This is a genomic window from Amycolatopsis sulphurea, from assembly GCF_002564045.1.
In the GTDB taxonomy this organism is placed as follows: domain Bacteria; phylum Actinomycetota; class Actinomycetes; order Mycobacteriales; family Pseudonocardiaceae; genus Amycolatopsis; species Amycolatopsis sulphurea.
The window spans coordinates 1,081,377-1,107,027 of the sequence record NZ_PDJK01000002.1; the positions used below are offsets into that span (position 1 = coordinate 1,081,377).

At 66.6% G+C, this 25,651-nt stretch carries 13 protein-coding genes and 2 rRNA genes; 5 read left to right on the plus strand and 10 right to left on the minus strand.

Features of this window, described 5'->3' with window-relative positions:
- Positions 1 to 11: 11 nt before the first annotated feature.
- From ATK36_RS10935 to ATK36_RS10955, 5 genes are all read right to left on the minus strand, one after another.
- Positions 12 to 3,137 (minus strand): 23S ribosomal RNA (locus tag ATK36_RS10935).
- Positions 3,138 to 3,419: 282 nt separating this feature from the next.
- Positions 3,420 to 4,940 (minus strand): 16S ribosomal RNA (locus tag ATK36_RS10940).
- The 16S and 23S rRNA genes sit together here, the layout of an rRNA operon.
- Before the next feature lie 453 nt (positions 4,941 to 5,393).
- On the minus strand, positions 5,394 to 6,962 hold the full coding sequence (locus ATK36_RS10945; protein ID WP_098511147.1) for an amidase: 1,569 nt from the start codon (positions 6,960 to 6,962) through the stop codon (positions 5,394 to 5,396).
- Positions 6,963 to 6,987: 25 nt separating this feature from the next.
- Complete coding sequence (glnA, locus tag ATK36_RS10950) at positions 6,988 to 8,331, minus strand: type I glutamate--ammonia ligase (RefSeq protein ID WP_098511148.1); 1,344 nt, start codon at positions 8,329 to 8,331, stop codon at positions 6,988 to 6,990.
- A gap of 77 nt (positions 8,332 to 8,408) precedes the next feature.
- Positions 8,409 to 9,689, minus strand: coding sequence for an MFS transporter (locus ATK36_RS10955; protein WP_098511149.1), 1,281 nt, complete (start codon positions 9,687 to 9,689; stop codon positions 8,409 to 8,411).
- Positions 9,690 to 9,781: 92 nt separating this feature from the next.
- Here ATK36_RS10955 and ATK36_RS10960 point away from each other — a divergent pair, with 92 nt between their 5' ends.
- On the plus strand, positions 9,782 to 10,429 hold the full coding sequence (locus tag ATK36_RS10960) for an LppX_LprAFG lipoprotein (RefSeq protein ID WP_098511150.1): 648 nt from the start codon (positions 9,782 to 9,784) through the stop codon (positions 10,427 to 10,429).
- Between the two features lie 825 nt (positions 10,430 to 11,254).
- Here ATK36_RS10960 and ATK36_RS10970 read toward each other — a convergent pair.
- On the minus strand, positions 11,255 to 12,877 hold the full coding sequence (locus tag ATK36_RS10970; RefSeq protein WP_245914614.1) for an alpha/beta hydrolase: 1,623 nt from the start codon (positions 12,875 to 12,877) through the stop codon (positions 11,255 to 11,257).
- 83 nt (positions 12,878 to 12,960) lie between these two features.
- On the opposite strand from ATK36_RS10970, the gene secA2 reads away from it, so the two are divergent.
- From secA2 to ATK36_RS10990, 3 genes are all read left to right on the plus strand, one after another.
- Positions 12,961 to 15,315 carry an accessory Sec system translocase SecA2 gene (secA2, locus tag ATK36_RS10975; protein ID WP_098511152.1) on the plus strand — a complete coding sequence of 785 codons (2,355 nt, stop codon included), beginning with the start codon at positions 12,961 to 12,963 and terminating at the stop codon, positions 15,313 to 15,315.
- Positions 15,316 to 15,432: 117 nt separating this feature from the next.
- Positions 15,433 to 17,151, plus strand: a complete 1,719-nt coding sequence (locus ATK36_RS10980; RefSeq protein WP_098511153.1) for an NAD+ synthase — start codon at positions 15,433 to 15,435, stop codon at positions 17,149 to 17,151.
- 406 nt (positions 17,152 to 17,557) lie between these two features.
- A complete protein-coding gene (locus ATK36_RS10990; RefSeq protein ID WP_098511155.1) occupies positions 17,558 to 18,091 on the plus strand; it encodes a methylated-DNA--[protein]-cysteine S-methyltransferase in 534 nt (177 codons plus the stop codon).
- 802 nt (positions 18,092 to 18,893) lie between these two features.
- Here ATK36_RS10990 and ATK36_RS11000 read toward each other — a convergent pair.
- The 3 genes from ATK36_RS11000 to lysX all read right to left on the minus strand — a co-directional run bounded on the left by ATK36_RS11000 (position 18,894) and on the right by lysX (position 23,530).
- Entirely contained in the window at positions 18,894 to 19,475 is a 582-nt protein-coding gene (locus ATK36_RS11000) for a DinB family protein (RefSeq protein WP_098511157.1), read from the minus strand.
- 7 nt (positions 19,476 to 19,482) lie between these two features.
- The gene (locus ATK36_RS11005; RefSeq protein WP_245914616.1) at positions 19,483 to 20,088 is read right to left on the minus strand and encodes a hypothetical protein; all 606 of its coding nucleotides are present in this window, start codon (positions 20,086 to 20,088) and stop codon (positions 19,483 to 19,485) included.
- Between the two features lie 115 nt (positions 20,089 to 20,203).
- Complete coding sequence (lysX, locus tag ATK36_RS11010) at positions 20,204 to 23,530, minus strand: bifunctional lysylphosphatidylglycerol synthetase/lysine--tRNA ligase LysX (RefSeq protein WP_098511159.1); 3,327 nt, start codon at positions 23,528 to 23,530, stop codon at positions 20,204 to 20,206.
- A 245-nt stretch (positions 23,531 to 23,775) separates the two neighbouring features.
- Between lysX and panB the strand changes: the two genes are divergently transcribed.
- Positions 23,776 to 24,654: a 3-methyl-2-oxobutanoate hydroxymethyltransferase gene (panB, locus tag ATK36_RS11015; RefSeq protein WP_098511160.1), complete on the plus strand. Its 879-nt coding sequence runs from the start codon at positions 23,776 to 23,778 to the stop codon at positions 24,652 to 24,654.
- 39 nt (positions 24,655 to 24,693) lie between these two features.
- On the opposite strand, the gene ATK36_RS11020 is transcribed toward panB, so the two are convergent.
- Positions 24,694 to 25,605: a cytochrome c oxidase assembly protein gene (locus ATK36_RS11020; protein ID WP_098514789.1), complete on the minus strand. Its 912-nt coding sequence runs from the start codon at positions 25,603 to 25,605 to the stop codon at positions 24,694 to 24,696.
- Positions 25,606 to 25,651: the final 46 nt, after the last annotated feature.

A 25,651-nucleotide genomic window follows, 5' to 3' on the forward strand; every position in this document is an offset into this window, starting at 1 on the left:
GTAGCCTCTTCGTGGGCAAGTCCTCGGCCTATTAGTACCAGTCAACTCGACAACACATTACTGTGCTTCCATTTCTGGCCTATCAACCCAATCGTCTCTTGGGGGCCTTAACCCACAGGGGGTGGGATACCTCATCTTGGAACAGGCTTCCCGCTTAGATGCCTTCAGCGGTTATCCCTTCCGAACATAGCCAACCAGCCATGCCACTGGCGTGACAACTGGCACACCAGAGGTCCGTCCGTCCCGGTCCTCTCGTACTAGGGACAGCCTTCCTCAAGTATCCTACGCGCGCGGCGGATAGGGACCGAACTGTCTCACGACGTTCTAAACCCAGCTCGCGTGCCGCTTTAATGGGCGAACAGCCCAACCCTTGGGACCTACTCCGGCCCCAGGATGCGACGAGCCGACATCGAGGTGCCAAACCATGCCGTCGATATGGACTCTTGGGCAAGATCAGCCTGTTATCCCCGGGGTACCTTTTATCCGTTGAGCGACACCCCTTCCACCAGGAGGTGCCGGATCACTAGTCCCGACTTTCGTCCCTGCTCGACCTGTCAGTCTCACAGTCAAGCCCCCTTGTGCACTTGCACTCAACACCTGATTGCCAACCAGGCTGAGGGAACCTTTGGGCGCCTCCGTTACCCTTTAGGAGGCAACCGCCCCAGTTAAACTACCCATCAGGCACTGTCCCTCACCCAGATCATGGGCGTAGGTTCAGATTCCCAATCCGACCAGAGTGGTATTTCAACAACGACTCCACCAACACTAGCGTGCCAGCCTCACAGTCTCCCACCTATCCTACACAAGCCGAACCGAAAACCAATACCAAACTATAGTAAAGGTCCCGGGGTCTTTCCGTCCTGCCGCGCGTAACGAGCATCTTTACTCGTAATGCAATTTCGCCGGGCCTGTGGTCGAGACAGCCGGAAAGTCGTTACGCCATTCGTGCAGGTCGGAACTTACCCGACAAGGAATTTCGCTACCTTAGGATGGTTATAGTTACCACCGCCGTTTACTGGCGCTTAAATTCTCAGCTTCACCCCTCCGAAAAGGAGTTAACCGGTCCTCTTAACGTTCCAGCACCGGGCAGGCGTCAGTCCATATACATCGTCTTGCGACTTCGCATGGACCTGTGTTTTTAGTAAACAGTCGCTTTCCGCTGGTCTCTGCGGCCACACACCGCTCCACCCGCACGGGGTATCACAGTGCCTGGCCCCCCTTCTCCCGAAGTTACGGGGGCATTTTGCCGAGTTCCTTAACCACAGTTCACCCGATCGCCTCAGTATTCTCTACCTGACCACCTGTGTTGGTTTGGGGTACGGGCCGTGCATGCACTCACTAGAGGCTTTTCTCGACAGCATAGGATCACCCACTTCACCTCAAACGGCTACGCATCACGTCTCAGCCCATTGCCAGGCGGATTTGCCTACCTGACGGCCTACACGCTTACACCAGTACAACCACTCACTGGCGGAGCTACCTTCCTGCGTCACCCCATCGCTTGACTACTACGGAATCAGATCCCACGCTCCACACACACCATCCACCCCGAAGGGCATCCAGCGTGGCTTCAGGTGGTTAGTATCAACCGCCTCGCCATGGGCGCACATGCTCGGGTACGGGAATATCAACCCGTTGTCCATCGACTACGCCTGTCGGCCTCGCCTTAGGTCCCGACTTACCCTGGGCGGATTAGCCTGGCCCAGGAACCCTTGGTCATCCGGCGGCAGAGTTTCTCACTCTGCATTCGCTACTCATGCCTGCATTCTCACTCCCACACCCTCCACCACTCGTTTCCACGGCGGCTTCACCGGATGCAGGACGCTCCCCTACCCACCCACACCACTAGACACAACCCCGAAGAGTCGAGCCGATGTATCGTGTGAGTGACACAGCTTCGGCGGTGTGCTTAAGCCCCGCTACATTGTCGGCGCAGGACCACTTGACCAGTGAGCTATTACGCACTCTTTCAAGGATGGCTGCTTCTAAGCCAACCTCCTGGTTGTCTGGGCAATCCCACATCCTTTCCCACTGAGCACACACTTAGGGGCCTTAGCTGGTGTTCTGGGCTGTTTCCCTCTCGACGACGAAGCTTATCCCCCGCCGTCTCACTGCCACACTCTCACACCACGGTATTCGGAGTTTGGTTGATTTCGGTAACCCGGTAAGGCCCCTAGACCATCCAGTAGCTCTACCCCCGTGGTGAAACATGCGACGCTGCACCTAAATGCATTTCGGGGAGAACCAGCTATCACGGAGTTTGATTGGCCTTTCACCCCTACCCACAGCTCATCCCCTCAGTTTTCAACCTAAGTGGGTTCGGCCCTCCACACGGTCTTACCCGCGCTTCAGCCTGGCCATGGGTAGATCACTCCGCTTCGGGTCTAGACCACGCGACTAGAACGCCCTCTTCAGACTCGCTTTCGCTACGGCTACCCCACCCGGGTTAACCTCGCCACGCAGCACTAACTCGCAGGCTCATTCTTCAAAAGGCACGCCATCACCCCACGACAGGGCTCTGACGGCTTGTAGGCACACGGTTTCAGGTACTCTTTCACTCCCCTCCCGGGGTACTTTTCATCTTTCCCTCACGGTACTCGTCCGCTATCGGTCTCCAGGAAGTATTTAGGCTTACCGGGTGGTCCCGGCAGATTCACAGCAAATTCCACGAGCTCGCTGCTACTCGGGAACACCACCAAGAACAACAACACACGTTTTCGCGTACGGGACTCTCACCCACTCCGGTCACCCATCCCAAGGCGTTCCACTAACGCATGCGTCATCCCGAAGACCTGTCAGAATCTTCAAGGCGGGCCCCACAACACCATCTGCACAACGCCTGACAGCTTGACATGCAAACGGTTTAGCCTCTTCCGCTTTCGCTCGCCACTACTCACGGAATCACGGTTGTTTTCTCTTCCTACGGGTACTGAGATGTTTCACTTCCCCGCGTTCCCTCCACACCGGCTATATATTCACCGGCAGGTAACACCACATCACTGGTGCTGGGTTTCCCCATTCGGAAATCCTCGGATCACAGCTCGGTTGACAGCTCCCCGAGGCATATCGCAGCCTCCCACGTCCTTCATCGGCTCCTGAAGCCAAGACATCCACCATGTGCCCTTAACAACTTGACCACAAAGATGCTCGCATCCACTCTACAGTTCTCAAACACCACACCAGAAACAACAGTGCGTTGCCTCAGAACCCAACAGTGCACAGTGAACAACCCACCACCCGACATCCGCGAGCGCGTTCCACGACCTCCGAAGAAGCCAGTACTAACACCGGCATCCATCACCGCGATGAGCCCTCACCAGTAGTTCCACAATTCCTTGAGCAACCACGGCAACACCACACTCGGATGTTCAACCCTGGCCACCCCCAACCCGTGGGCTGGGATGTGTTGTGCTCCTTAGAAAGGAGGTGATCCAGCCGCACCTTCCGGTACGGCTACCTTGTTACGACTTCGTCCCAATCGCCAGTCCCACCTTCGACCACTCCCTCCCCTTACGGGGTTGGGCCATGGGCTTCGGGTGTTACCGACTTTCATGACGTGACGGGCGGTGTGTACAAGGCCCGGGAACGTATTCACCGCAGCGTTGCTGATCTGCGATTACTAGCGACTCCGACTTCACGCAGTCGAGTTGCAGACTGCGATCCGAACTGAGACCGGCTTTAAGGGATTCGCTCCACCTCACGATATCGCAACCCTCTGTACCAGCCATTGTAGCATGTGTGAAGCCCTGGACATAAGGGGCATGATGACTTGACGTCATCCCCACCTTCCTCCGAGTTGACCCCGGCAGTCTCCCACGAGTCCCCGCCATGACGCGCTGGCAACATAGGATAAGGGTTGCGCTCGTTGCGGGACTTAACCCAACATCTCACGACACGAGCTGACGACAGCCATGCACCACCTGTACACCAACCACAAGGGAAACCACATCTCTGCAGCTGTCTGGCGCATGTCAAGCCCAGGTAAGGTTCTTCGCGTTGCATCGAATTAATCCACATGCTCCGCCGCTTGTGCGGGCCCCCGTCAATTCCTTTGAGTTTTAGCCTTGCGGCCGTACTCCCCAGGCGGGGCGCTTAATGCGTTAGCTACGGCACGGACAACGTGGATGTCGCCCACACCTAGCGCCCAACGTTTACAGCGTGGACTACCAGGGTATCTAATCCTGTTCGCTCCCCACGCTTTCGCTCCTCAGCGTCAGTATCGGCCCAGAGACCCGCCTTCGCCACCGGTGTTCCTCCTGATATCTGCGCATTTCACCGCTACACCAGGAATTCCAGTCTCCCCTACCGAACTCAAGTCTGCCCGTATCGACCGCACGCTGAAGGTTAAGCCTCCAGATTTCACGGCCGACGCGACAAACCGCCTACGAGCTCTTTACGCCCAATAATTCCGGACAACGCTCGCACCCTACGTATTACCGCGGCTGCTGGCACGTAGTTAGCCGGTGCTTCTTATCCAGGTACCGTCACTCTCGCTTCGTCCCTGGCGAAAGAGGTTTACAACCCGAAGGCCGTCATCCCCCACGCGGCGTCGCTGCATCAGGCTTCCGCCCATTGTGCAATATTCCCCACTGCTGCCTCCCGTAGGAGTCTGGGCCGTGTCTCAGTCCCAGTGTGGCCGGTCACCCTCTCAGGCCGGCTACCCGTCGTCGCCTTGGTAGGCCATCACCCCACCAACAAGCTGATAGGCCGCGGGCTCATCCCGTACCGCCGAAACTTTCCACCACCACGGATGCCCGCAGTAGTCGTATCCGGTATTAGACCCAGTTTCCCAGGCTTATCCCAAAGTACAGGGCAGATTACCCACGTGTTACTCACCCGTTCGCCACTCATCCACACCCGAAGATGCTTCAGCGTTCGACTTGCATGTGTTAAGCACGCCGCCAGCGTTCGTCCTGAGCCAGGATCAAACTCTCCAACAATGAATTGTCCAATCCAGACTACTTAAATGTAATCTCAAAGGAAACCCCGACGAGGGGTTTCAAACATAAAGCTCTACTGGCTTAGTTCACTAGCACACTGTTGAGTTCTCAAGCAACACACCCACAACCAACCCGCAAGCAAGCCGATCATCAGCGTTGTTTCAAGCTATTGGTCGAGCATGCCGATACCTGCGAGGTTAGTCGTAGGGATTCGGCGGCCGCTCGTGGGCCGACGCTGAACTTTACCCGGTCCGTTTCGCGGTGTCAACCGCTCGGCCCTGGCGCCTGGTCCGGGAGGCTTTCGGCCCCGCCGGCCCGGTGTTCCTGGCGACGAAGAGAAGATTACATGCTCCGCAACTGCCCGAAAACAGGGGGGTCACTTAACGGGATCGGAGCTGGTCAGAGGGTATGCGGCGGGGGTGAACCGCGAGCGTGGCAGGGCCAGCGGCCCGGCTACCCGGTCACAGCGCCGGGTAAAGCGGGCAGAAATCGAGGCGAGACGCGAGCAGGAGCGACGCGCGTGTAGTCCGCGGCCAGCGCGAGCATGCGGGCGTCCGACCACTGCTCCCCCATGAACGAGATACCCACCGGTAGCGGGCCGACTGCGCCGGCGGGCACGGTGACGTCCGGGTACCCGGCGGCTGCGGCCGGGGTGGAGGACGGGATCACGTCGTCGTCTCCGGTGGTGCAGTCGGTCCGCCAGGCGGGTGGGTTCGTCGGAGAGGCGATGGCGTCCAGGTGGTGCTTCGCCAAGGTCTCATCGAGGGAGCGACGGGCGAGGTCCGACAGCTCGGCTCGGTTGGCCAGATAGCCGGGGTCACGCGGGCCGGGCGCGGCCAGCGCTTGTTCGAAGAGTTCCTGGCCGGCGAAGCAAATGCGTTCGCGCGGGTCACGGCGGTTGTACGCGATGAGATCCGCGAGGTTGCGCGGGCCGGTCGGACGGGTCGCGAGGTAGGCATCGATGTCGCGGTGGAACTCCGTCAGCAGGGCCGGGAACTCGAGTTCGGCCAAGCGGTCCTGGTACGGCGGCGTGACCTCGACGACGGTGGCGCCGGCTCGCTGGAGAGATTCCTTCACGTGGGTGACGACGGTGTCGGTGTCCGGCCCGAGGACCGGTAGGCGCCACAGTCCGACGCGGGCGCCGCGAAGGGCGCCGGGGTGCAGTAGCGCGGCGTAGTCCGTGGGCTGGTCGTCGGGGTAACGCGCGGTGGCGGGGTCCGACGGGTCGCGGCCCTGGAGTACCGACAGGGTCAGCGCGGCGTCGACGACGTTGCGCGCGATCGGGCCGGCGGTGTCCCGCGCTGCGGAGATGGGCACCACGCCGGTTCGGCTGACCAGGCCGAGGCTCGGTTTGTGCCCAACGGTCCCGGTCATGCCGGCCGGGCACACGATCGAGCCGTCGGTCTCGCTGCCGATCGCGACCTGCGACAGCGACGCGGCGACGCCCGCTGCGGAACCCGCAGACGACCCGCACGGGTTGTGGTCCAGGACGTACGGGTTGTGGGTCTGGCCGCCGACAGCGGACCAGCCGGACGTCGGCTTCTTCGCGCGGAAGTTCGCCCATTCCGAGAGGTTCGCTTTGCCAAGGATCACCGCGCCGGCGTTTCGCAGCCGGGTGATCAGCGTGGCGTCTTTCACGGGACGGCTGCGGAGCGCGCGGGAACCTGCGGTCGTCTGCTGGTCACGGGTGTTGACGTTGTCCTTCACGAGCACGGGGATGCCGTCGAGTGGGCCGCGGACGCGGCCGGCGTCGCGCCGTACGTCACTCGCTATTGCTTGCGCGAGCGCGCGCGGGTTGACCGCAAGTACTGCGTTGACCTGTGGGTCGATCGCGCGGATTCGAGACAGGTACGCGGTGGTGAGACCGACTGCAGTGAGCCGGCCGGACGCCATACGAGCCTGTAACGCCGGGATGTCGGTCCTGTCGAGATCGAAGGAGTCGGCAGTGGCCACCCCAGGCGCCAGCCCCACGGTCAGAGTTGCGGCGAACGCAGTGGTCAGGACCGTGCGGAAGCTGGGCATGGATGGCGCCTCCCGGTTGGAGGGGTCAGAGCATGGGCAACAGCGTGCGGAGCTCGTACGGAGTTACCGCGCTCCGGTAGTTGTCCCACTCCACGCGCTTGTTGCGCAAGAAGAAGTCGTACACGTGCTCGCCGAGCGCTTCCGGCAACAGCTCCGACCGCTCCATCTCTGTCAGCGCTTCGCCGAGGTTCTGCGGAAGCTGGGCGTACCCCGCTGCGCGGCGCTGGGAGTCCGACAGCTGCCAGATGTTGTCCTCGGCGGGTGGCGGCAGCTCGTAGCCCTTCTCGATGCCCTTCAAGCCGGCCGCGAGGATGACCGAGTACGCCAGGTACGGGTTGCACGCGGAGTCGAGGGTGCGGATCTCCACCCGGCGAGAGGACGCCTTTCCGGGTGAGTACATCGGCACCCGGACCAGTGCCGAGCGGTTCGCGCGGCCCCAGGACACCGTGGTCGGTGCCTCGCTGCCGCTGATCAGCCGCTTGTAGGAGTTCACCCACTGGTTGGTGACCGCGGAGATCTCCTTGGCATGCTGCAGCACCCCGGCGACGAACGCTTTGCCGGTCTCGGACAGCTCGTGCGGGTCTTCCGCGTCGTAGAACGCGTTACGGTCACCTTCGAACAGGCTGACGTGGGTGTGCATGCCCGACCCGGGTTGGTGGGTGAAGGGCTTGGGCATGAACGTCGCGCGTACGCCCTGGGTCAGCGCGACCTCCTTGACGACGTAGCGGAACGTCATCACGTTGTCGGCCATGGTGAGCGCGTCTGCGTAGCGAAGGTCGATCTCCTGCTGCCCCGGCGCCCCTTCGTGATGGCTGAACTCGACCGAGATGCCCATCGCTTCGAGGGTCTCGATGGCGTGCCGCCGGAAATGCGTCGCGGTGGCGTGACTGGCCTGGTCGAAGTAACCGCCGTTGTCGGCAGGCTCGGGCTCGGTCCCGTCGTCGGGGAGGCTGGAGAGGAGGAAGAACTCGATCTCGGGGTGTACGTAGCAGGTGAAGCCCGCTTCGCCGGCCTTCGACAGCTGCCGGCGCAGTACGTGGCGCGGGTCGGCCCAGGACGGCGAGCCGTCGGGCATCGCGATGTCGCAGAACATGCGCGCCGAGTACGGACCGCCGTCCGGCGTCTCCCACGGGAGCACCTGGAAGGTGGACGGGTCCGGCTTCGCGACCATGTCGGACTCGTACACGCGTGCGAAGCCCTCGATGGCCGAACCGTCGAAGCCGATGCCTTCGCTGAAGGCACCCTCCAGTTCGGCGGGCGCGACCGCGACCGACTTGAGGAACCCCAGCACGTCGGTGAACCACAGGCGAACGAAACGGATGTCGCGCTCTTCCAGAGTGCGGAGCACGAATTCCTGCTGGCGATCCATGGCCGCACCCTAACGAGCACGTGTTAACGGGATGTTTCACGGGTCGCCGAGACGTTGCGCCCCGCACGTGCGACCGGTCACGGCACTGTGGCGGGCCGGGCTTTCCCTGATCGGGTGATAGCCACCGACGCGATCGAAGCGATCACGGCCAGGCCCGCGGCGACATACCAGGCGAGCCTGTAGTCACCGAGCTGATCTCGGACAACGCCGGCCGCCGACGCGGCGAAGGCGGCCCCCAGCTGATGGCAGGCGAACACCCAGCCGAAGACGATCGGACCGGCTTCGCCGAAAGCGCGCAGGCACAGCGCGACGGTCGGCGGCACTGTGGCGACCCAGTCGAGACCGTAAAACAGGATAAACGCCCACATACTCGGCTGAACCGAATTTGTGAACAGCTGGGGCAATAGGGCGAGCGAAAGTCCCCGCAACGCGTAGTAGACGCCGAGCAGGATGCGGGGATCGACACGGTCGGTCAGCCAACCGGACGCGACGGTCCCCACCACGTCGAAGATCCCGACCAGCGCGAGCAGGCTCGCGGCTGTGGTCTGCGGCATGCCGTGGTCATGCGCGGCCGGTACGAAGTGAGTACCGACGAGACCGTTCGTCGTCGCGCCGCAGATCGCGAAGCCGACTGCGAGGAGCCAGAACGACCGCGTACGTACGGCTTGCCACAACACTGTCAGAGCACGCAGGGCGGAGCCGGTCTTCGGAGCAGGGCGAACGACCTCAGTGCCCTCCGCAGCGCCGTACGCGACAGTGCCGATGTCGGCTGGGTGGTCACGCACTACCAGGAGCACGACGGGGACCACAGCGAGTGCGGCGATAGCTACGACGAGCGACGCAGTGCGCCAGCCGTCGTGCGTAGCGAGCGTCGCGACCACAGGCAGAAAGACCAGCTGTCCTGTGGAGCCTGCGGCCGTAAGGATGCCCGTAACGGCGCCCCGGTGACGTACGAACCAGCGAGTGGTCACTGTGGCTGCGAAGCTCATTGCCATCGACCCGGTGCCGACACCGACGAGTACGCCCCAGCAGAGGATCAGTTGCCAGCTGGAACTCATGAAGACTGTGCCACCGGCTCCTAGAGCGACGACGAACAGCGCTGTCGCAGACACCCGACGGATACCGAACTTCTCCATGAGCGCGGCCGCGAAGGGCGCGAAGAGGCCGTACAGCACCAGGTTGACCGACACAGCGGCACCAATGGTCGCGCGGGACCATCCGAACTCTTCGTGCAGTGGGTCGATCAGAACGCTGGGCGCGGCACGGAAGCCGGCAGCGGCGAGCAGCGCGACGAACGCAGCCGCGGCGATGAGCCATGCGCGGTGGAGACGAGGGGCGGGACGGGTCTCGACGGTCACGGTTGGTGAGTCTTCGGCACTGCGACGACCGCCGGAAGTGGCCTGGAGGCCACTATCCGAAAGGATCCGGCCAGCCGAGTACGCTCCCGGTCATGCTCAGCCGACGCCTCCTGCCGGCGCTACTGCTTGTCGGTCTCGTCGGCGGTTGCACAGCGTCATCCCCACTCCCCCGCGGCAGCGAATTGCTGGGCGCCGCCAAAACGACCTTTGCCTCGGTGCGAAGCCTGCATTTCTCCGTCCGTGTGAACGGGGTACTGCACGCGCTGCCGCTGAGCAAGCTCGACGGAGAAGCGAGCGTCGAGAACGGCGGACACGCGACCGGCACTGCGGAACTCGCGAACAGCAGCGGCAAACGGGACTTCTCCTTCACCATCGACGGCGATACAGCGTTCACGAAGGATGCGAAGGGCCAGGCGCAGCACGGTCCGGCGACGTTCACCGTGCACCGGTTCCTCGGTCCGGACGGTGACTTCGTCGCGCTGCTGAGCGCCCTTCGCAACCCGGCGACGGAGATCCGGGAGACGATCCAGGGCGTCGATGGCTACCGCGTCGGCGGGACCTTGCCGCAAGCAGCCGCCGCGCGACTGGTGCCGCAGATTCATACCGACGTGAACGTGAAGGTGTGGGTCACGGTCGCGCAGCCACACCGATTCGCACGGTTGTGGCTCCAGGTTCCTCCCGAGACGATCCAGGACAGCCCGGTGATGTTCGAAGTCCTGTTGACACAGCAGGCTCCCTAGGACGACCAAGAGCTACTCGGCGCTGCTGATAACGCTCGGTATCGACAATTTCGGCGCGAGGTTGTTTCTTCCGCTGACGTTGGTCTACCTCACACAGCCAGCGCCGCGGTCACTATCGGCACGCTGAGCGATCTCCTTGTCCCTCCCTCGCGGGGCGGCTCGTCGAGCGGGTCGGGGCTCGGGCGACGGTGATCGTGGCCCAGTTGCTGCAAGCAGCGGGCGCGTTGGGCTACTTGGTCGCACAAGGTGCACCCCGGCACCGGCCAAGCCGGAGGGCTCCGCGATTCCGGTGACGAAAAGCGTCTGGCGTGATCGCCCTTGTCTCGGCCTGATCGCGACCACCACGATGTTCGCGTTGGCGACGGTTCCTCCTCGCGGGTTTCCGGTGTATGCCCTGGACGTCCTGCACACCCCGGCGTGGCTGCCCGGCGCGGTCCTCGCCTTGCTGACCGTTCTCGGCGCTTCGTTGGGCACCTTAGATCCTGCGCGTCGGGCGCTCCCCGCACTGCGCCCGCCGTACCTCCTCGCGTGCGCGTTGCTGATCGCGACGGCCAATCTGGTTTCCAGCGGACGGGCCAACGCTCGCGGAAGCTGCGGCACCACGCGAGGCGCGAGGCCGCTACCTCGCAGCGTTTCGGTACGCGTTCACCATCGCGGGAGTCGTCGCGCCAGGCGTCACCGGGCTGTCTTCGGTGGCCAGCCAGCTGCGTTGGTCGCTTCGCTCGCACTCGCCAGCACTGTCGCGTTCCGCTGGATCATTCCTCGTGCGCCGTCCCACGCGCTCGTCACAGCCGAAGCAACCAAGTCGTAAGGCAACCGCCGTGTTCAGCTCCCTTGGCAGCGAGTGCCTTCGCTCGGCGTGGTGCCGTCGATCAGGTACGCGACGCCCACCTTGTCCACGCAGTCGTTGCCCTGCAGGAACACCGTGTGCTGCGTGCCTTCAAAGGTGAGCAGCGAACCACCCAGCGCCTTGGCCAGGTTCACGCCGGCCTGGTACGGCGTCGCGGGGTCGTTCGTGGTCGAGATGGTGAGCGTCTTCGCCAGGCCGGGCACGTTCGGCTCGTGCGGCTGCGAGGTGTTCGGCACCGGCCAGAACGCGCACGAGTCACGCGCGGAGCTGGCCTGCCGGCCGTCGTCGAGGAACGGCGCCACCTGTACGTACTTCTCCTGCGATTCGAGGATCTGCTTCGGATCGGTGACGCGTGGGTCATCGACGCAGCGGATCGCGGTGAAGGCGTCCTGTGTGGTTCCGTAGCGCCCCTCGGGACCACGCTCGTTGTAGATGTCCGCGAGCTTCTCCAGCGTGGCGCCGTGCTGTTGCTTCAGCTCGTTCAGCCCGGTGTTCAGGTACTCCCACAGGTTCTGCTGGTACAGCGACTGGATGGCACCCGTGGTCGCGTCTTCGTAAGACAGCTTGCGGCCGTCACCGACTGGCACCGGGAAGTCGATCAGCCGCCGCGTGAGGTCCTGAAACACCTTCGTGGCCGCATCCGGGTCAGGGCCGAGCGCGCAGTCCTGTCGAGCCGCACACCACTTCGCGAACTCACCGAACGCAGTGCCGAAACCCTGCCCCTGCGCGACGAGCGCTTGGCCAGGCGTCTGGTCCGGGTCCACCGCGCCGTCGAGTACGAGCGCGCGCACGTTCTTCGGGAAAGTCTCCGCGTACGTCGACCCGAGGCGCGTGCCGTACGAGTAGCCGAGGTACGTCAGCTTCTCGTCGCCGAGGACGCTGCGAAGCACGTCCATGTCCTTGACGACGTCGCGCGTGCCCACGTGCGCAAGCATGTCGTCGCCGTGCTTCGTCCGCTGTGCGCATTTCGCGGCGAAGTCCTTTTCCTGCTTCTCCTGCTTCTCGACACCTGCCGGAGACCCGTCGGTCTCAACGTCGTCGGCACGCTCCGCGTCGCGCTCCTGATCGGTGAGACAGCGGATCTGGGGTTCGCTCGCGCCGATCCCCCGTGGGTCGAAACCGACCAGATCGAAGCGTTTGCCCAGATCGTTCTTGGCCACCTGGTCGACCATGCCGGCTGCGGCGACCATGCCCGAGGCGCCCGGCCCGCCCGGATTCAGCACGAGCGAGCCGATCCTGTCATCCGGATCGCTCGCCCGATGCCGCAGCAGGCCGAGGGTGATGGCCGGGCCGTCCGGTTTGTCATAGTCCAGCGGGACCGTGAGCCGCGCGCACTGGATACCGTTGGCCCGGAAGGCGGACTGCGCGTCATCCGAGGTCGCGTAGGGTGCACACGCGGCCCAGGTCAGGCTCTGACCGTAGAAGCGCGCCAGCCCGGCGGGGACCGGCCCGACCGGGGGGTGCGATTCCACGGACGGCTCGGACCCGGCCTGGCCGGAGTTCGACGAGCACGCCGCGAGCGTGCCGGCGAGCAGGCCGGACACCGCGAGCGCGACGATTCGGTGGGCGTGAGAACTGGCGCGGAGATGCTGGAGCACGGTTTGATCGTGCCATCCGGCCGCGGAACTCCGGCACACCACCGGCACGTTGAGCATGCGGGGCCGGCGGCGGACACAGCGAGATGAGGAGACCAGGGGTGGCACTGATCAGCCGGGTGGGCAAGCGGCTTCGCCGGATCATCCAGCGGCCGGGCAGCGTCGAGCTGACCCGATACGAAGGGCTGCTGCGCGCGGTCGAGAAGCTCGAACCCGAGCTGGAGAAGCTGGCCGACGCCGAGCTGACCGAGCGCGCGGAGAAGCTGGCCGGCACGCTCGACGGCGCATCGACCTACACCGACGACCAGTTGGTGGAGATCTGCGCGCTCGGCCGCGAAGCGGCCAGGCGGGCACTCGACGAACGCGCGTTCGACGTACAGCTGCTCGGCACGATGGGCCTGCTCACCGGACACGTCGTGCAGATGGAGACCGGTGAAGGCAAGACGCTCGCCGGTGCGCTCGCCGCCGCCGGGCACGCGATGCGCGGCCGCCGCGTACACGTCGTCACGGTGAACGACTACCTCGCCCGACGCGACGCGGAGTGGATGGGACCGCTGTACGCGCTTCTCGGCGTCACTGTGGGCTGGGTCGAGCCGTCGCACGCGAAGGACGAGCGCAAGGACGCCTACGACCGGCAGGTCACCTATGGCGCTGTCGCCGAAATCGGCTTCGACGTGCTTCGCGACCGCCTGGTCACCACGGTGGACGACCTGGTGCAGCCGGCGCCGGAGGTGGCCATCGTCGACGAGGCCGACTCGGTGCTGGTCGACGAGGCCCGCGTTCCGCTGGTGATGGCCGGCTCGATCGACCACAACGACGCCGACGAGGAGGTCGCCAAGGTCGTCCGGCGGCTGCGGCTCGGCCTGCACTACGAGACCGACACCGACGGCCGCAACGCCTGGCTGACCAGCGCGGGCGCCTCGGTCGTGGAGAAGTCGCTCGGCGGCATCGACCTGTACGGCGAGTCCGGTTCGGAGCGGCTGGCCGCGGTGAACGTCGCACTGCACGCGCACGCGCTGCTCACCCGCGACGTGGACTACCTGGTCCGCGACGGCAAGGTCCAGCTCATCAACGCCGCGCGCGGCCGGGTCGCCGAGCTGCAGCGCTGGCCGGACGGCCTGCAGGCCGCCGTCGAGGCGAAGGAGCAGGTCACCGCCACCGACCGGGGCGAGATCCTCGACTCGATCACGGTGCAGGCGCTGCTCGCGCGCTACCCCGAGGTGGCGGGCATGACCGGGACCGCGGTCGCGGTGGCCGAGCAGCTGCGCGAGTTCTACCGGCTCGAGGTCGCGGTGATCCCGCCGAACACGCCGAACGTCCGGACCGACCAGCAGGACCGGATCTTCGCCTCGCCATCGCAGAAGCTGCGCGCGATCGAGGAGGAGATCCGCACGGTGCACGAGACCGGGCGGCCGATCCTGGTCGGCACCCAGGACGTGGCCGAGTCCGAGGAGCTGGCCGAGAAGCTGGCGAAGGCCGACCTGCCGTGCGTCGTGCTCAACGCGCGCAACGACGCGGAAGAAGCGGCGATCATCGCCGAAGCGGGCAAGAAGAGCGCGGTCACGGTGTCCACCCAGATGGCGGGCCGCGGTACCGACATCCGCCTCGGCGGCACCGACGGCACGACCCGCGAGGAGGTCGCCGAGCTGGGCGGCTTGCACGTGATCGGTACCGCGCGATACCCGTCGAGCAGGCTCGACGGGCAGCTGCGCGGCCGCTCCGGGCGGCAGGGCGACCCGGGCAGCGCGATCTTCTTCGCCAGCCTGAACGACGACCTGGTGCTGTCCAACGCACCGGATCTGCCCGAGGGCATCGACTCCGACAGCGAGACCGGCGAGATCACCGACCCGGCTGCGCACCGGCAGATCAACCACGCCCAGCGCGTGGCCGAGGGTGTCGACCTGGAAATCCACCGCAACACCTGGCGCTACACCCGGCTGATCGAACGGCAGCGCGCCGAACTGCTGGAACACCGCGACAAGGTGCTGCGCACCGGGCTGGCCGCCGAAGAGCTGGAGCAGGCGCACGCGGAGAAGTTCGCCGAACTGAAGGAGAAACTGGACGACACCGAGCGGCTGGAGCAGGTGTGTCGTGAGGTCCTGCTGTTCCACCTCGACCAGCTGTGGTCGGATCACCTGGCCTACCTGACCGACGTGCGGGAGAGCATCCACCTGCGCGCGCTGGCCAGGGAGACCCCGCTCGACGAGTTCCACCGCGCGGCGATTCCGGAGTTCCACAAGATCATCCCGGAATCGGCGGTGCGGGCGGCCAAGACGTTCGAGGAGGCCGCGATCACCGAGGACGGCCTCGATCTCGCCGAGGCCGGAGTGCGGCGGGCGAACACGACGTGGACGTATCTGGTGCACGACAACCCGTTCGACTCGGACTTCGAGCAGACGATCAAGCGCGTCCGCAGCATGATGAAGATGAAGAAATCCTGAGCCCTCTCGTGCTGTGAAGGGTCCCTTCACGGACTCTGAGTCTGTGAAGGGCCCCTTCACAGCTTGCTGGCTCACATCTGCTTCGCTGCGACCGGCGGGGTGGGCCAGAATGGCGGCATGCCGCAACTGCGCATCGCCTTGGCCCAGGTCAACACCACCGTCGGCGACCTCGACGGGAACACCGCGCTCACCGTCGAGTGGGCACGGAAGGCCGCCGAGGCCGGTGCACACGTCGTCGTCTTCCCCGAGATGTCCCAGACCGGGTACCCGGTCGAAGACCTGACGCTGCGCCGTACGTTCGCCGACGCGTCTGTGCGCTCGGTGACGGAGCTGGCCCGCAGGCTCGACGAAGCCGGCTGCGGCGACGTACTCACGTACGTCGGCTACCTCGATCACGACGAGGTCGGTCCGCGCGACGCGGCGGCAGCGCTGTACGGCGGCGAAGTCGTCGCGCGGCAGTTCAAGCACCACTTGCCGAACTACGGCGTCTTCGATGAGCACCGCTACTTCAAGCCCGGCACCGAGCTGGAAATCCTGCGGCTGCACGGCGTCGACATCGGCATGGTGATCTGCGAGGACGTCTGGCAGGACGGCGGCCCCATCTCGGCGCTCGGAAAAGCCGGCGTGGGCCTGGTGGTCGCGCCGAACGCGTCGCCGTACGAGCGGTCCAAAGACGAGCAGCGGCTGCCGCTGGTGGCCCGCCGTGCTGCCGAAGCGGGTGCACCGCTCGTGTACACGAACCAGGTCGGCGGCCAGGATGACCTCGTGTTCGACGGCGACTCGCTGGTGGTCGGCCCGGATGGTGAGCTGCTCGCGCGAGCGCCACAGTTCGTGGAGCACCTGCTGGTACTCGACATGGATCTCTCCGGCGCGTCGGGGTCCGAGGGCGAGTTCGACGGCCTTCATGTACACCGCAGGGTCCTGAGCGACGCTCCCCTGCCCGCGTACGCGGCGTCGAACGACCCGGTGATCAGTGAACCGCTTTCAGACGAGGCTGAGGTGTGGTCGGCGCTCGTCGTGGGGTTGCGCGACTACGTGCACAAGAACGGCTTCACAACGGTCATGTTCGGCTTCTCGGGTGGCATCGACTCCGCGGTGTGCGCATCGTTGGCAGCCGACGCGTTGGGCGGAGACAACGTGTATGGCGTTTCAATGCCGTCGCAGTACTCCTCGGGACACTCGAAGGACGACGCCGCGGACCTTGCCCGGCGGATCGGCGCGCACTACCGCGTCGAGCCGATCGAGGACATGGTGCGGGTGTACGTGGATCAGCTGACGCTGACCGGGCTGGCCGAGGAGAACATCCAGGCGCGCGTACGCGGCATGCTGCTCATGGCACTGTCCAATCAGGATGGTCACCTCGTGCTGGCGACCGGCAACAAGACCGAGCTGGCCGTGGGCTACTCCACCATCTACGGCGACGCGGTAGGCGCGTTCGCGCCGATCAAAGACCTGTTCAAGACGCACGTATGGCAGCTGGCGAGCTGGCGCAACGCGGAAGCGGTCAAGCGCGGCGAGACGCCGCCGATCCCGGAGAACTCGATCACCAAGCCGCCGTCGGCGGAACTGCGCCCGGACCAGAAGGACACCGACTCGCTGCCGGACTACGCGCTGCTCGACGACATCCTGGACGACTACGTCGAGGGTGACCGCGGCTACTACGAACTGCTCGAAGCCGGGTTCGACCCGGAGACCATCGACCGGGTCGTGCGGATGGTCGACCGGGCCGAGTACAAGCGGCGGCAGTATCCGCCGGGCACGAAGATCACGTTCAAGGCCTTCGGCCGCGACCGGCGGCTGCCGATGACCAACGGCTGGCGGGAACGCAAGTCCTGAGCCGCTTTCCCGGCGGTGGCGATCCGCGGGAACCGCCGGGCCTCGGTCGACCAGACCGGGCGCGACGGAACCGCCGACCGTCCGATGTGGACACTTTCCGCTACCCGCAAGGCCTGGGTGCACTGAATGCCATGCACCTTTCGCTCTTTCGCCCCCGGCGGAGAAGCCGGCCCCTGGCGCGTAACGGCTATCCGGCCGGTTCACACCGATTCGAGGATCGCCGACCGCGGCCGCGGTTCAAGACGGAAGCGCAGAAGGGCCGCGGGCGGGATCTGACCGGGTCCTTCCGAGCGTGGCTCGACGATCCGCGCGAACCGGTATCTGCGGCGCGGTTCGCTGAAGCCGCGAACGGGGTGGTGTCGGATTTCCGCCGGTTTCTGTCGGTGGTGGATCGTAGGCTGTCGGCATGACGGTCGAATTCACGGTGTTCGACACACCGATCGGAGCGTGCGGGCTCGCCTGGCGGGACGGTGCCGTGGTCGGCACCGCCCTGCCGGGCAGTTCGGCTGCGCGCACCCGGGCGCATCTCGTCGCGCGTTTTCCGGATGCGGCCGAGGCTCCGGTGCCGGACGTGCTACGGGAGACCGTCGACGGGATCGTCGCACTGCTTTCCGGTGCCCGGACGGATCTGCGCGCGGTGCCGCTGGATTTCCGGGATGTGCCGGATTTCCACCGCCGGGCCTATGACGTGGCGCGCGGGATTCCGCCGGGCAAGACGTGTACCTACGGGGATATCGCGCACGAGCTGGGTATGCCGGGTTCCGCGCAGGCGGTCGGGCAGGCGATGGGGCACAACCCGTTCCCGATCGTCGTGCCGTGTCACCGGGTGCTGGCGGCGGGCAACAAGCCCGGCGGGTTCTCCGCGCCCGGCGGGGTCGAGACGAAGCGGCGGATGCTGGTGATCGAGGGGGCGTTGCCGGAAGAACCGACGCTTTTCTGACGGGGTGTGCTGAGCGGTGCGGGAGGGTTCTGCCGTCCGGGGTTACGGACGGACGTTCGGGGTTCGGGCGTCCGGGGTTCGGACGTTCGGGGTTCTGCTGGTCGGGGTTCTGCTGGTCGGGGTTCTGCTGGTCGGGGGGCAGCCGGTCGGGGGTTGGCCGGTCGGGGCGGCATGTCGGGTTTCTGTCGTGCGAAAGCTGGCCGGTCGGGGTTCGGGCCAGGCTGGCGGGTCCGGGCCAGGCAGGCGAGTCCGGGCCAGGTCTTCAGGCCGACGGGCGTGGTCCGGGCGAGCGTTCCGGGGTCCGACCGGTCGGGGCTGCTGGCCGTGGGCACGGAGGCGCTGACGAAATCCACATTCGCGGCCGCGATACCGAACCTGCTGGGGCCGCTGGGCCGGGCCGCTGAGGCGCTGGGCGCTGGGCGCTGGGCGCTGGGCGCTGGGCGCTGGGGCGAAGCGACCAGACACCGATCCGGTCTGCGTGCTCACCCACATCGGGGATGCCGAGCAGCTCCGCTCGGGAAAGACCCATGCCCGGAGCGGGCGTTGGGCTGAGCGCCACGCCCATAACCGGTCACCAGCCCGAAAAGCACCACCACTCAGCCCGCAACCAATCACCGGCCCGACCAGCGCAGCACGGGCACCCGAACCCGCCGGCACCGAAATCGGCTCGAAGCGGCCAACCGGTCCGGAACGGCCGGCCGGTCAGGAACAGCCGACCGGTCAGGAGCGGCCAACCGGTCCGGAACGGTCCGGAACAGCCGGCCGGTCAGGAACAGCCGACCGGTCCGGAACGCCCGACTGGTCAGGAAGCGGGGGTCCAGGGCTTGATCCACTCCGTGGCGGGCCAGCCCTCCATGGCTGCTTGCAGGGGCAGGGCGGTCGCGCCGTCGAGGGATTCGCGGATGATGTCGGCGTGGCCTGCGTGGCGGGCGGTTTCCTCGATGAGGTGCAGCAGGACCCAGCGGACCGTCCAGGCGTCCAGGTCGGCGGGGTACCAGGGGACGTCCTTCGGGACCGGGACCGGAGTGGTCAGGTCCGTGATCCCGGCGATGGCCTGCTCGGTGCGGGCGGCCGTGCGGGCGTACTCGGCCAGGGTGGCTTCCAGGGTTTCCGCCGGGCCGAAGGTGTGACTGTCGATCATCCCCGGGAGGGCTTCCGCGAACGGCTTCTGCGGAACCCGCAGCACCATGTCGATCCAGTTGTTCTCGGTGGCCGCGACGTGCTTCACCAGGCCGCCGACGCTCAGGGCGCTGGCGCTGGGTACGGCGCGGGCCTGCTCGTCGGTCAGGCCGTGGGCGGCCGCCTTCAGTGCGGTGCGCTGCTGGGCCAGGATTTCGAGCAGGCCGGTGCGCTCATCAGCGGCGGGAAGGGCGTTCGCGGACATGGTGACCTCAGTTCGGATTCGGTGGTCTCGTGCGATCCAGCATCGCATCCGCCACCGACGATTTTCGCGTCTTCGCCAGCGGCGTCCGGAGCACATAGGCCCCGCCGATGAGAATCACCACCGTGTGGGCGACATGCTGCGCCCGGCTGAACACCCCCCGCCAGCCCGCCGGGCCGAGCGCCACCAGCATCCCGGTGACCAGCACCAACGTCAGCCCGCCGAGCGCCCACGCCCGCCAGCCCGGCGGCCACCACAGCACCAGGCTCACCGTGCCCACCGCGAACACCAGGTTCATCAGCACCCGGATCGGCACCGAGTCGGGCGCTGCCGTGCCGATCACGAGCAGCAGGCCGAAGCCGGCCAGGGTGAGCGCGCTCAGCCGCCCCGTCCAGCGCACCGGGACCAACCGCATCAACGGAGGCCCGGCGGCCGCGAAGGACAGCCCGGCGATCCCGGTCGTGACCTGGAACAGCGGGTTCGCGAGCAGCAGATCCGCGGTCGGCTGGGTGACCGGCGACACCCCGGTGGGCACCAGAAACTCCAGCAGCCACGCGGAATACGCCAGCACCCCGAGTCCCATGAGGACGATCGCAGCGAGTCGCGCAGCACGCACCCGCACACCCTAGGCGACCGGCCGCGACGTTGCGCGTGGCGGTGTCACAGCCGAGACCGGACCGACACCTTTCCTGTGTATTGTGCTCGGGCGGTCACCGAGCGCAGCCGGAGCCTCATCCCTGCGGGCGAACGAACGGGAACAGCACCGTCTGCCGGATCGAGGCGCCGCTGAGCAGCATCAGCAGCCGGTCGATGCCCAGCCCCAGCCCGCCGGTCGGCGGCATCCCGTGTTCGAGCGCCAGCAGGAAATCCTCGTCCAGCTCCATCGCCTCGACGTCCCCGCTCGCCGCGCGCAGCGACTGGGCCTCCAGCCGCCGCCGCTGCTCGATCGGGTCGGTCAGCTCGGTGTAGGCGGTACCCACTTCGGAGCCGAACGCGATCAGGTCCCAGCGCTCGGCCAGCCGCGGGTTGACCCGGTGCTGGCGCGTCAACGGCGACACGTCGGTCGGGTAGTCGGTGTAGAAGGTCGGCAACACCGTCGAGCCCTCCACGAGGTGCTCGTGCGCCTTCAGCACGAGGTCGCCGTGCCCGGCCTCCTCCGGCACGGTGATCCCCGCCGCGGTGCACAGCCGACGCAGCACCGGCACCGGGGTCTCCGAGTCGATCTCCTCCCCCAGCGCCAGCGAGACCGCCTCGTGCACCGGGATCACCGGCCAGTCCCCGGAGATGTCGTGCTCGGCCATCCGGCCCTCGGCGTCCGCCCGCCGCACGATCTGCGCCCCGAACGCCGCCTCCGCCGCGTGCTGCACCAGCTCGCGGGTGAGGTTGCGCATCGAGTTGTAGTCCGCGTACGCCTGGTACGCCTCCAGCATGGTGAACTCGGGGTTGTGGGTGGCGTCCACGCCCTCGTTGCGGAAGTTCCGGTTCAGCTCGAAGACCCGCTCCACCCCTGCCACGCACAGCCGCTTCAGGTACAGCTCCGGCGCGATCCGCAGGTACATCCGCATGTCGTAGGCATTGATGTGGGTGATGAACGGACGCGCGTTCGCCCCGCCGTGCACGGTCTGCAGCATCGGCGTCTCGACTTCGAGGTAGTCGCCCTGGTGCAGGTGCTCCCGCACCGCGCGGACCACGGTGGAACGCAGCCGCAGCATCTGCGCGGACTCCGGGTTCACGGCCAGGTCGAGGTAGCGCTGCCGGACCCGGGTTTCCGGGTCGATCAGGCCCCTCCGCTTGTCCGGCAACGGATGCAGGCACTTCGCGGTGACTGTCCACTCCTGCACGAGCACGGACAGCTCGCCCCGGCGCGAGGTGATGACTTCGCCGCGTACGCCCACGTGGTCGCCGAGGTCCACGCCCTTGCGCCAGCCGGACAAATCGAGCACCTTCGCGTCCAGCATCAGCTGCAGTTCGCCGGAAAAGTCCTTGATCCGGGCGAAGCACAGCCCACCGAGCGTACGCAGAGCGAGCACCCGGCCGGCCACCCGGACGTGGCGGCCGGTCCGCGCGTCCGGCTCCAGGTCGGAGAACTCGGCCGTGAGATCGCCCAGCAGGTCTTCGCGGCGGAAGCCGACCGGGTACGGGTCCACGCCGAGCTCTCGCAGCTTGTCGAGCTTCGCGACGCGTACGCGTACCTGCTCCGGACGGCGCTTCATCCGCGGCACCACGCGCGCCGCTGCCTCTTCGTCGATCTTCCGAACCTCGGCGACGAACTCCTCGCCCACGTTCTCCAGCCGCAGCGCGCGGCTCCGGCCTGTGGGCAGGAAGCCTTCCAGCGCGCCCGCGACAATGCCGACCCGCGGCAAGCGGCGCGCCGAGGAGTAGCACAGGAACCGCGGTTCCCAGGCCGGGCCGTACTTGGCGTTGGAGCGGTACAGCGATTCCAGCTGGAAGAACCGCGAGAACACACCCAGGATCCCGCGCCACGCCCGCAGCACCGGACCCGCGCCGATCCGCTCTCCTTCGGAGAAGACCGCCCGGAACATCGCGAAGTTCAGCGAGATCCGCTGCGCACCCAGCTGCGGGGCGGCCGCGACCACCTGCGCGACGAGGTACTCGTTGAGACCGTTCTCCGCGTCCCGGTCGCGCCGCATGAGGTCCAGTGAGAGCCCGCGCCTGCCCCACGGCACAAAGGAAAGCAGCCCGCGCAGCCGTCCTTCGGCGTCGTAGGCCTCAACCATGACGCTACGGCCGTCACTGGGATCACCGAGCCGGCCCAGCGCCATCGAGAAGCCGCGCTCGGTCTCCTCGCCGCGCCACTGCTGGGCATGCGCGAGCAGCTGCACCATTTCTTCCTGCGGAATCTCCCCGTGCCGGCGGACCTGAGCCGTGTAGCCGGCCCGCTCGATTCGCTTCACCGCCTGCCGCACGGACTTCCGCTCCGGCCCGGTGAGCGAGAACTCGCGGACTTCGAGGACCGCTTCGTCACCGATTTCGAGCGCACGCAACCCTGCCGCGGTATAGACCTTCGCGCCGCGCTCACTCGCGCCGAGTACGCCTGGCGTCCAGCCATACATGTACGCCTCGCCGAGCCACACCCGTACCGCGTCCGCCCACGCATCGGGGTCACCGATCGGGTCCGCGCTCGCCACGCTGGTGCCACCGAGCACCCGGTACGTCACCGCGGCGCGGCCATTGGGCGCGAAGACGACGCTCTTGTCCCGCCGCGTCGAGAAGTAGCCGAGAGAATCGTCCTCGCCGTACTCGGCGAGCAGCCGGCGCAGCCGCAGCTCTTCGTCGTCTGTCCGAAGCCGACGGCTGCGCTCTCCGCGGAACAGCGTGTACAAGGCGGCCGTGGCGACGAACGTCGAACCGAGGTCCAGCAGCGTGTCGACCCAGCCAGGTCCTTCGCCGACACCGATCCGGCGCAGCGGCAGGTTCTCCCCGGTGGCGTGGTTGACCACCCAGGCGAACCCTTCCCAGCTGTCGCCGAGCGTGCGCGGGAAGAGCTCGACCAGCCCCCAGCCGACGAGAATCACCAGGAGCAGTCCGCCGAACAAGATCGCCAGCCCGTTCCACCACGCCCCGGGCGCCAGCCGCGCGGGGAAGGCCGGACGGAGCGTCCACAGGAGAGCGATCAGCACCACCGTCACCACGTCGGCGATGGTGAGCACGGTGAGCTGGGTCGGGATGTGCCGCATCTGGCGGGCGTTCATCGAGAGCAGATCCGGTGCCCACAGCAGCATCGCCTGGATGCCGAGCGTGAGCAGCAGCCCGGCGCACTGGAACAGCAGCAGGGTGTAGAGCGCCGCCCGCTTGCGCCGGCGCAGGGCCGCGCCGAGCACCACCAGCAGCAGCACGATCACCAGGCTCGCGCTTGTCGGCAGGCTCAGCGCGGAGAACATCGCGTCGATCAAGCCGAGCAGATGCCCGCGGCTGCCGCCGGCCAGCAGCAGCGCGATCGAGTAGAGCGCCGCGAGCTGCACGATCGTGGCCGTGACGCCCCCCGCCTTGGCTTTCCAGGACGGGATGTGCGCACGAGCACTCACTGGGGTTCCCATGGAGACCTTTCTCTGCGGCGCAGCCGATCCACCTCGGGAGCGGGTGCGCCTTCCGCATCGCGGACGTCGGTGCGCCCGCCGTTCTCAAGGACGCCGGAGCCCGGCGCCGGGTTGCCAATCACGAGGCATGTGAAGCTGGTCGCACGACCTTGGGCGCCGCTGCCACCCGTGTCAGGCTGAAACCGGTACTGATTCCACGACCCGGGGACCTCATCGAGGCCTCGAGGGAAGGACGGTCGACAAAGATGTCTGCTCTCTCCTCTGCTGGTGGCCCCGGCGAACTCGCCGCTCCGTACGGCACCGGGCCGGCCGCCGCGCCCACCACCGGCCGCAAGGTCCGCATCCATCACCTGCGGGAGTTGAAGGAACGCGGGGAACCGTGGCCGATGCTCACTGCCTACGACATGTATACCGCCGAACTCTTCGACGAGGCGGGCATCCCCGTGCTGCTGGTCGGCGATTCCGCGGCGAACAACGTGTTCGGCTACGACACCTCGCTGCCGGTCACGGTGGACGAACTGCTGCCGCTCGTCCGCTCGGTCACCCGCTCGGTCAAGCGCGCGCTTGTCGTGGCCGACCTGCCGTTCGGCTCCTACCAGCTCTCGCCGGAACAGGCGCTGGCCACGTCGGTGCGGTTCATGAAGGAGGGCCGCGCGCACGCGGTGAAGCTGGAGGGCGGACGCCGGTTCGCCGCGCACGTAGAAGCACTCACCTCGGCGGGCGTACCGGTGATGGGCCACATTGGATTCACCCCACAGAGTGAGCACAATCTCGGTGGCTATCGCGTGCAGGGGCGCGGCGAAGCGGCGGAGGTGCTGCTCGCCGACGCGCTGGCCCTGCAGGAGGCCGGGGCGTTCGCGGTGGTGATGGAAATGGTGCCGGCCGAGGCCGCCAAGCGCGTGACGCACGAGCTGAAGATTCCCACCGTCGGCATCGGCGCCGGCCCGGACTGTGACGCCCAGGTGCTGGTCTGGCAGGACATGGCCGGGCTGCGGCGCGGCAAGGCGCCGCGGTTCGTCAAGCGCTACGCCGATCTCGCGGGCGTGCTGCAGGGTGCGGCCACGGCGTTCGCCGAAGACGTCCGGCGGGGCGAGTTCCCCGCGCCCGAGCACGCGTTCCACTGAGCCTTCCACCTGAGTGCACTCCTTTGAACGGCCCGGGGCTCATCGGCGGCGGAACCGAGCCGCCAGCTCCGGGTCGTTCTCCCACCACAAGCCGCTCGCCGGCGCCTCGCCGGCTTCGGCCTCCTCGTCGAGCCGCCGGTCGAGCTGCTTCGCGCGTTTCTCGTCGTCGCGTGCCCAGCGGATGAACAACGCGCCGACAAACGGCAGCCCGGCCACGTCGCCGCCGATCCACAGCACCCCAGCGCCGATGATCTGATCGGTGCGCGGATCCGGTCCCCAGCCGCGGTGCGCCGCGTCGTAGTGCGCGGGCGCGAGCAGCGGGCCGAGCCAGAGCACCAGGCCGAGCGCGCCGTCGAAGATCACTTCGGTGAGCGAGATCCACACCGACACCAGATGCGCCCCGGCGCGTGGCGTGGGGTCGAGCTGTATCCGGCTGTAGAAGTAGAGGAACCCCGCGAGCACGAGGGCCACCCGTACAAGTCCGCCCACGACGGTGGAATCGAGGGTCAGCGCGTACAGCGGCGTGAGGTAGAGAACGAGAAACGGGGCGATCAGCACCACGGTGACGATCAGAGGGAACGTCACGAACCGTGCGAGCGGACCCCGGCCGTAGCTGCACAGTTTTGCGGCGAGACCCGGCGGAGCGACGCGCATCAGCAGCGTCACCGGCGCGCCGAGGGCGAGTAGTAGCGGAGTGACCATCAGCAGCACGGTGTTCTGCGTCGCGCGGACCCAGAACAGCGTGCTGTCGTACACCCCGATGAACGAGCAAGTGACCACGAGGAGGGTCGCCAGCCCGGCGAGGAACGCCGTGGTCCGGCCGGGCGGCCAGGACTCCTGACGCCGTGCCGCGCACAGGTAACCGGCACCGAGCACGAGAACCACCAGCACGGCCGGGACGTCGAGGATCCAGGCCGTGAAGAAGCTCGATCCGCTCAGTGGCGGGGGCATCGGCACGGTTTCAGTGTGCACCCGCGGGAATTGCGCGCGAAGCCAG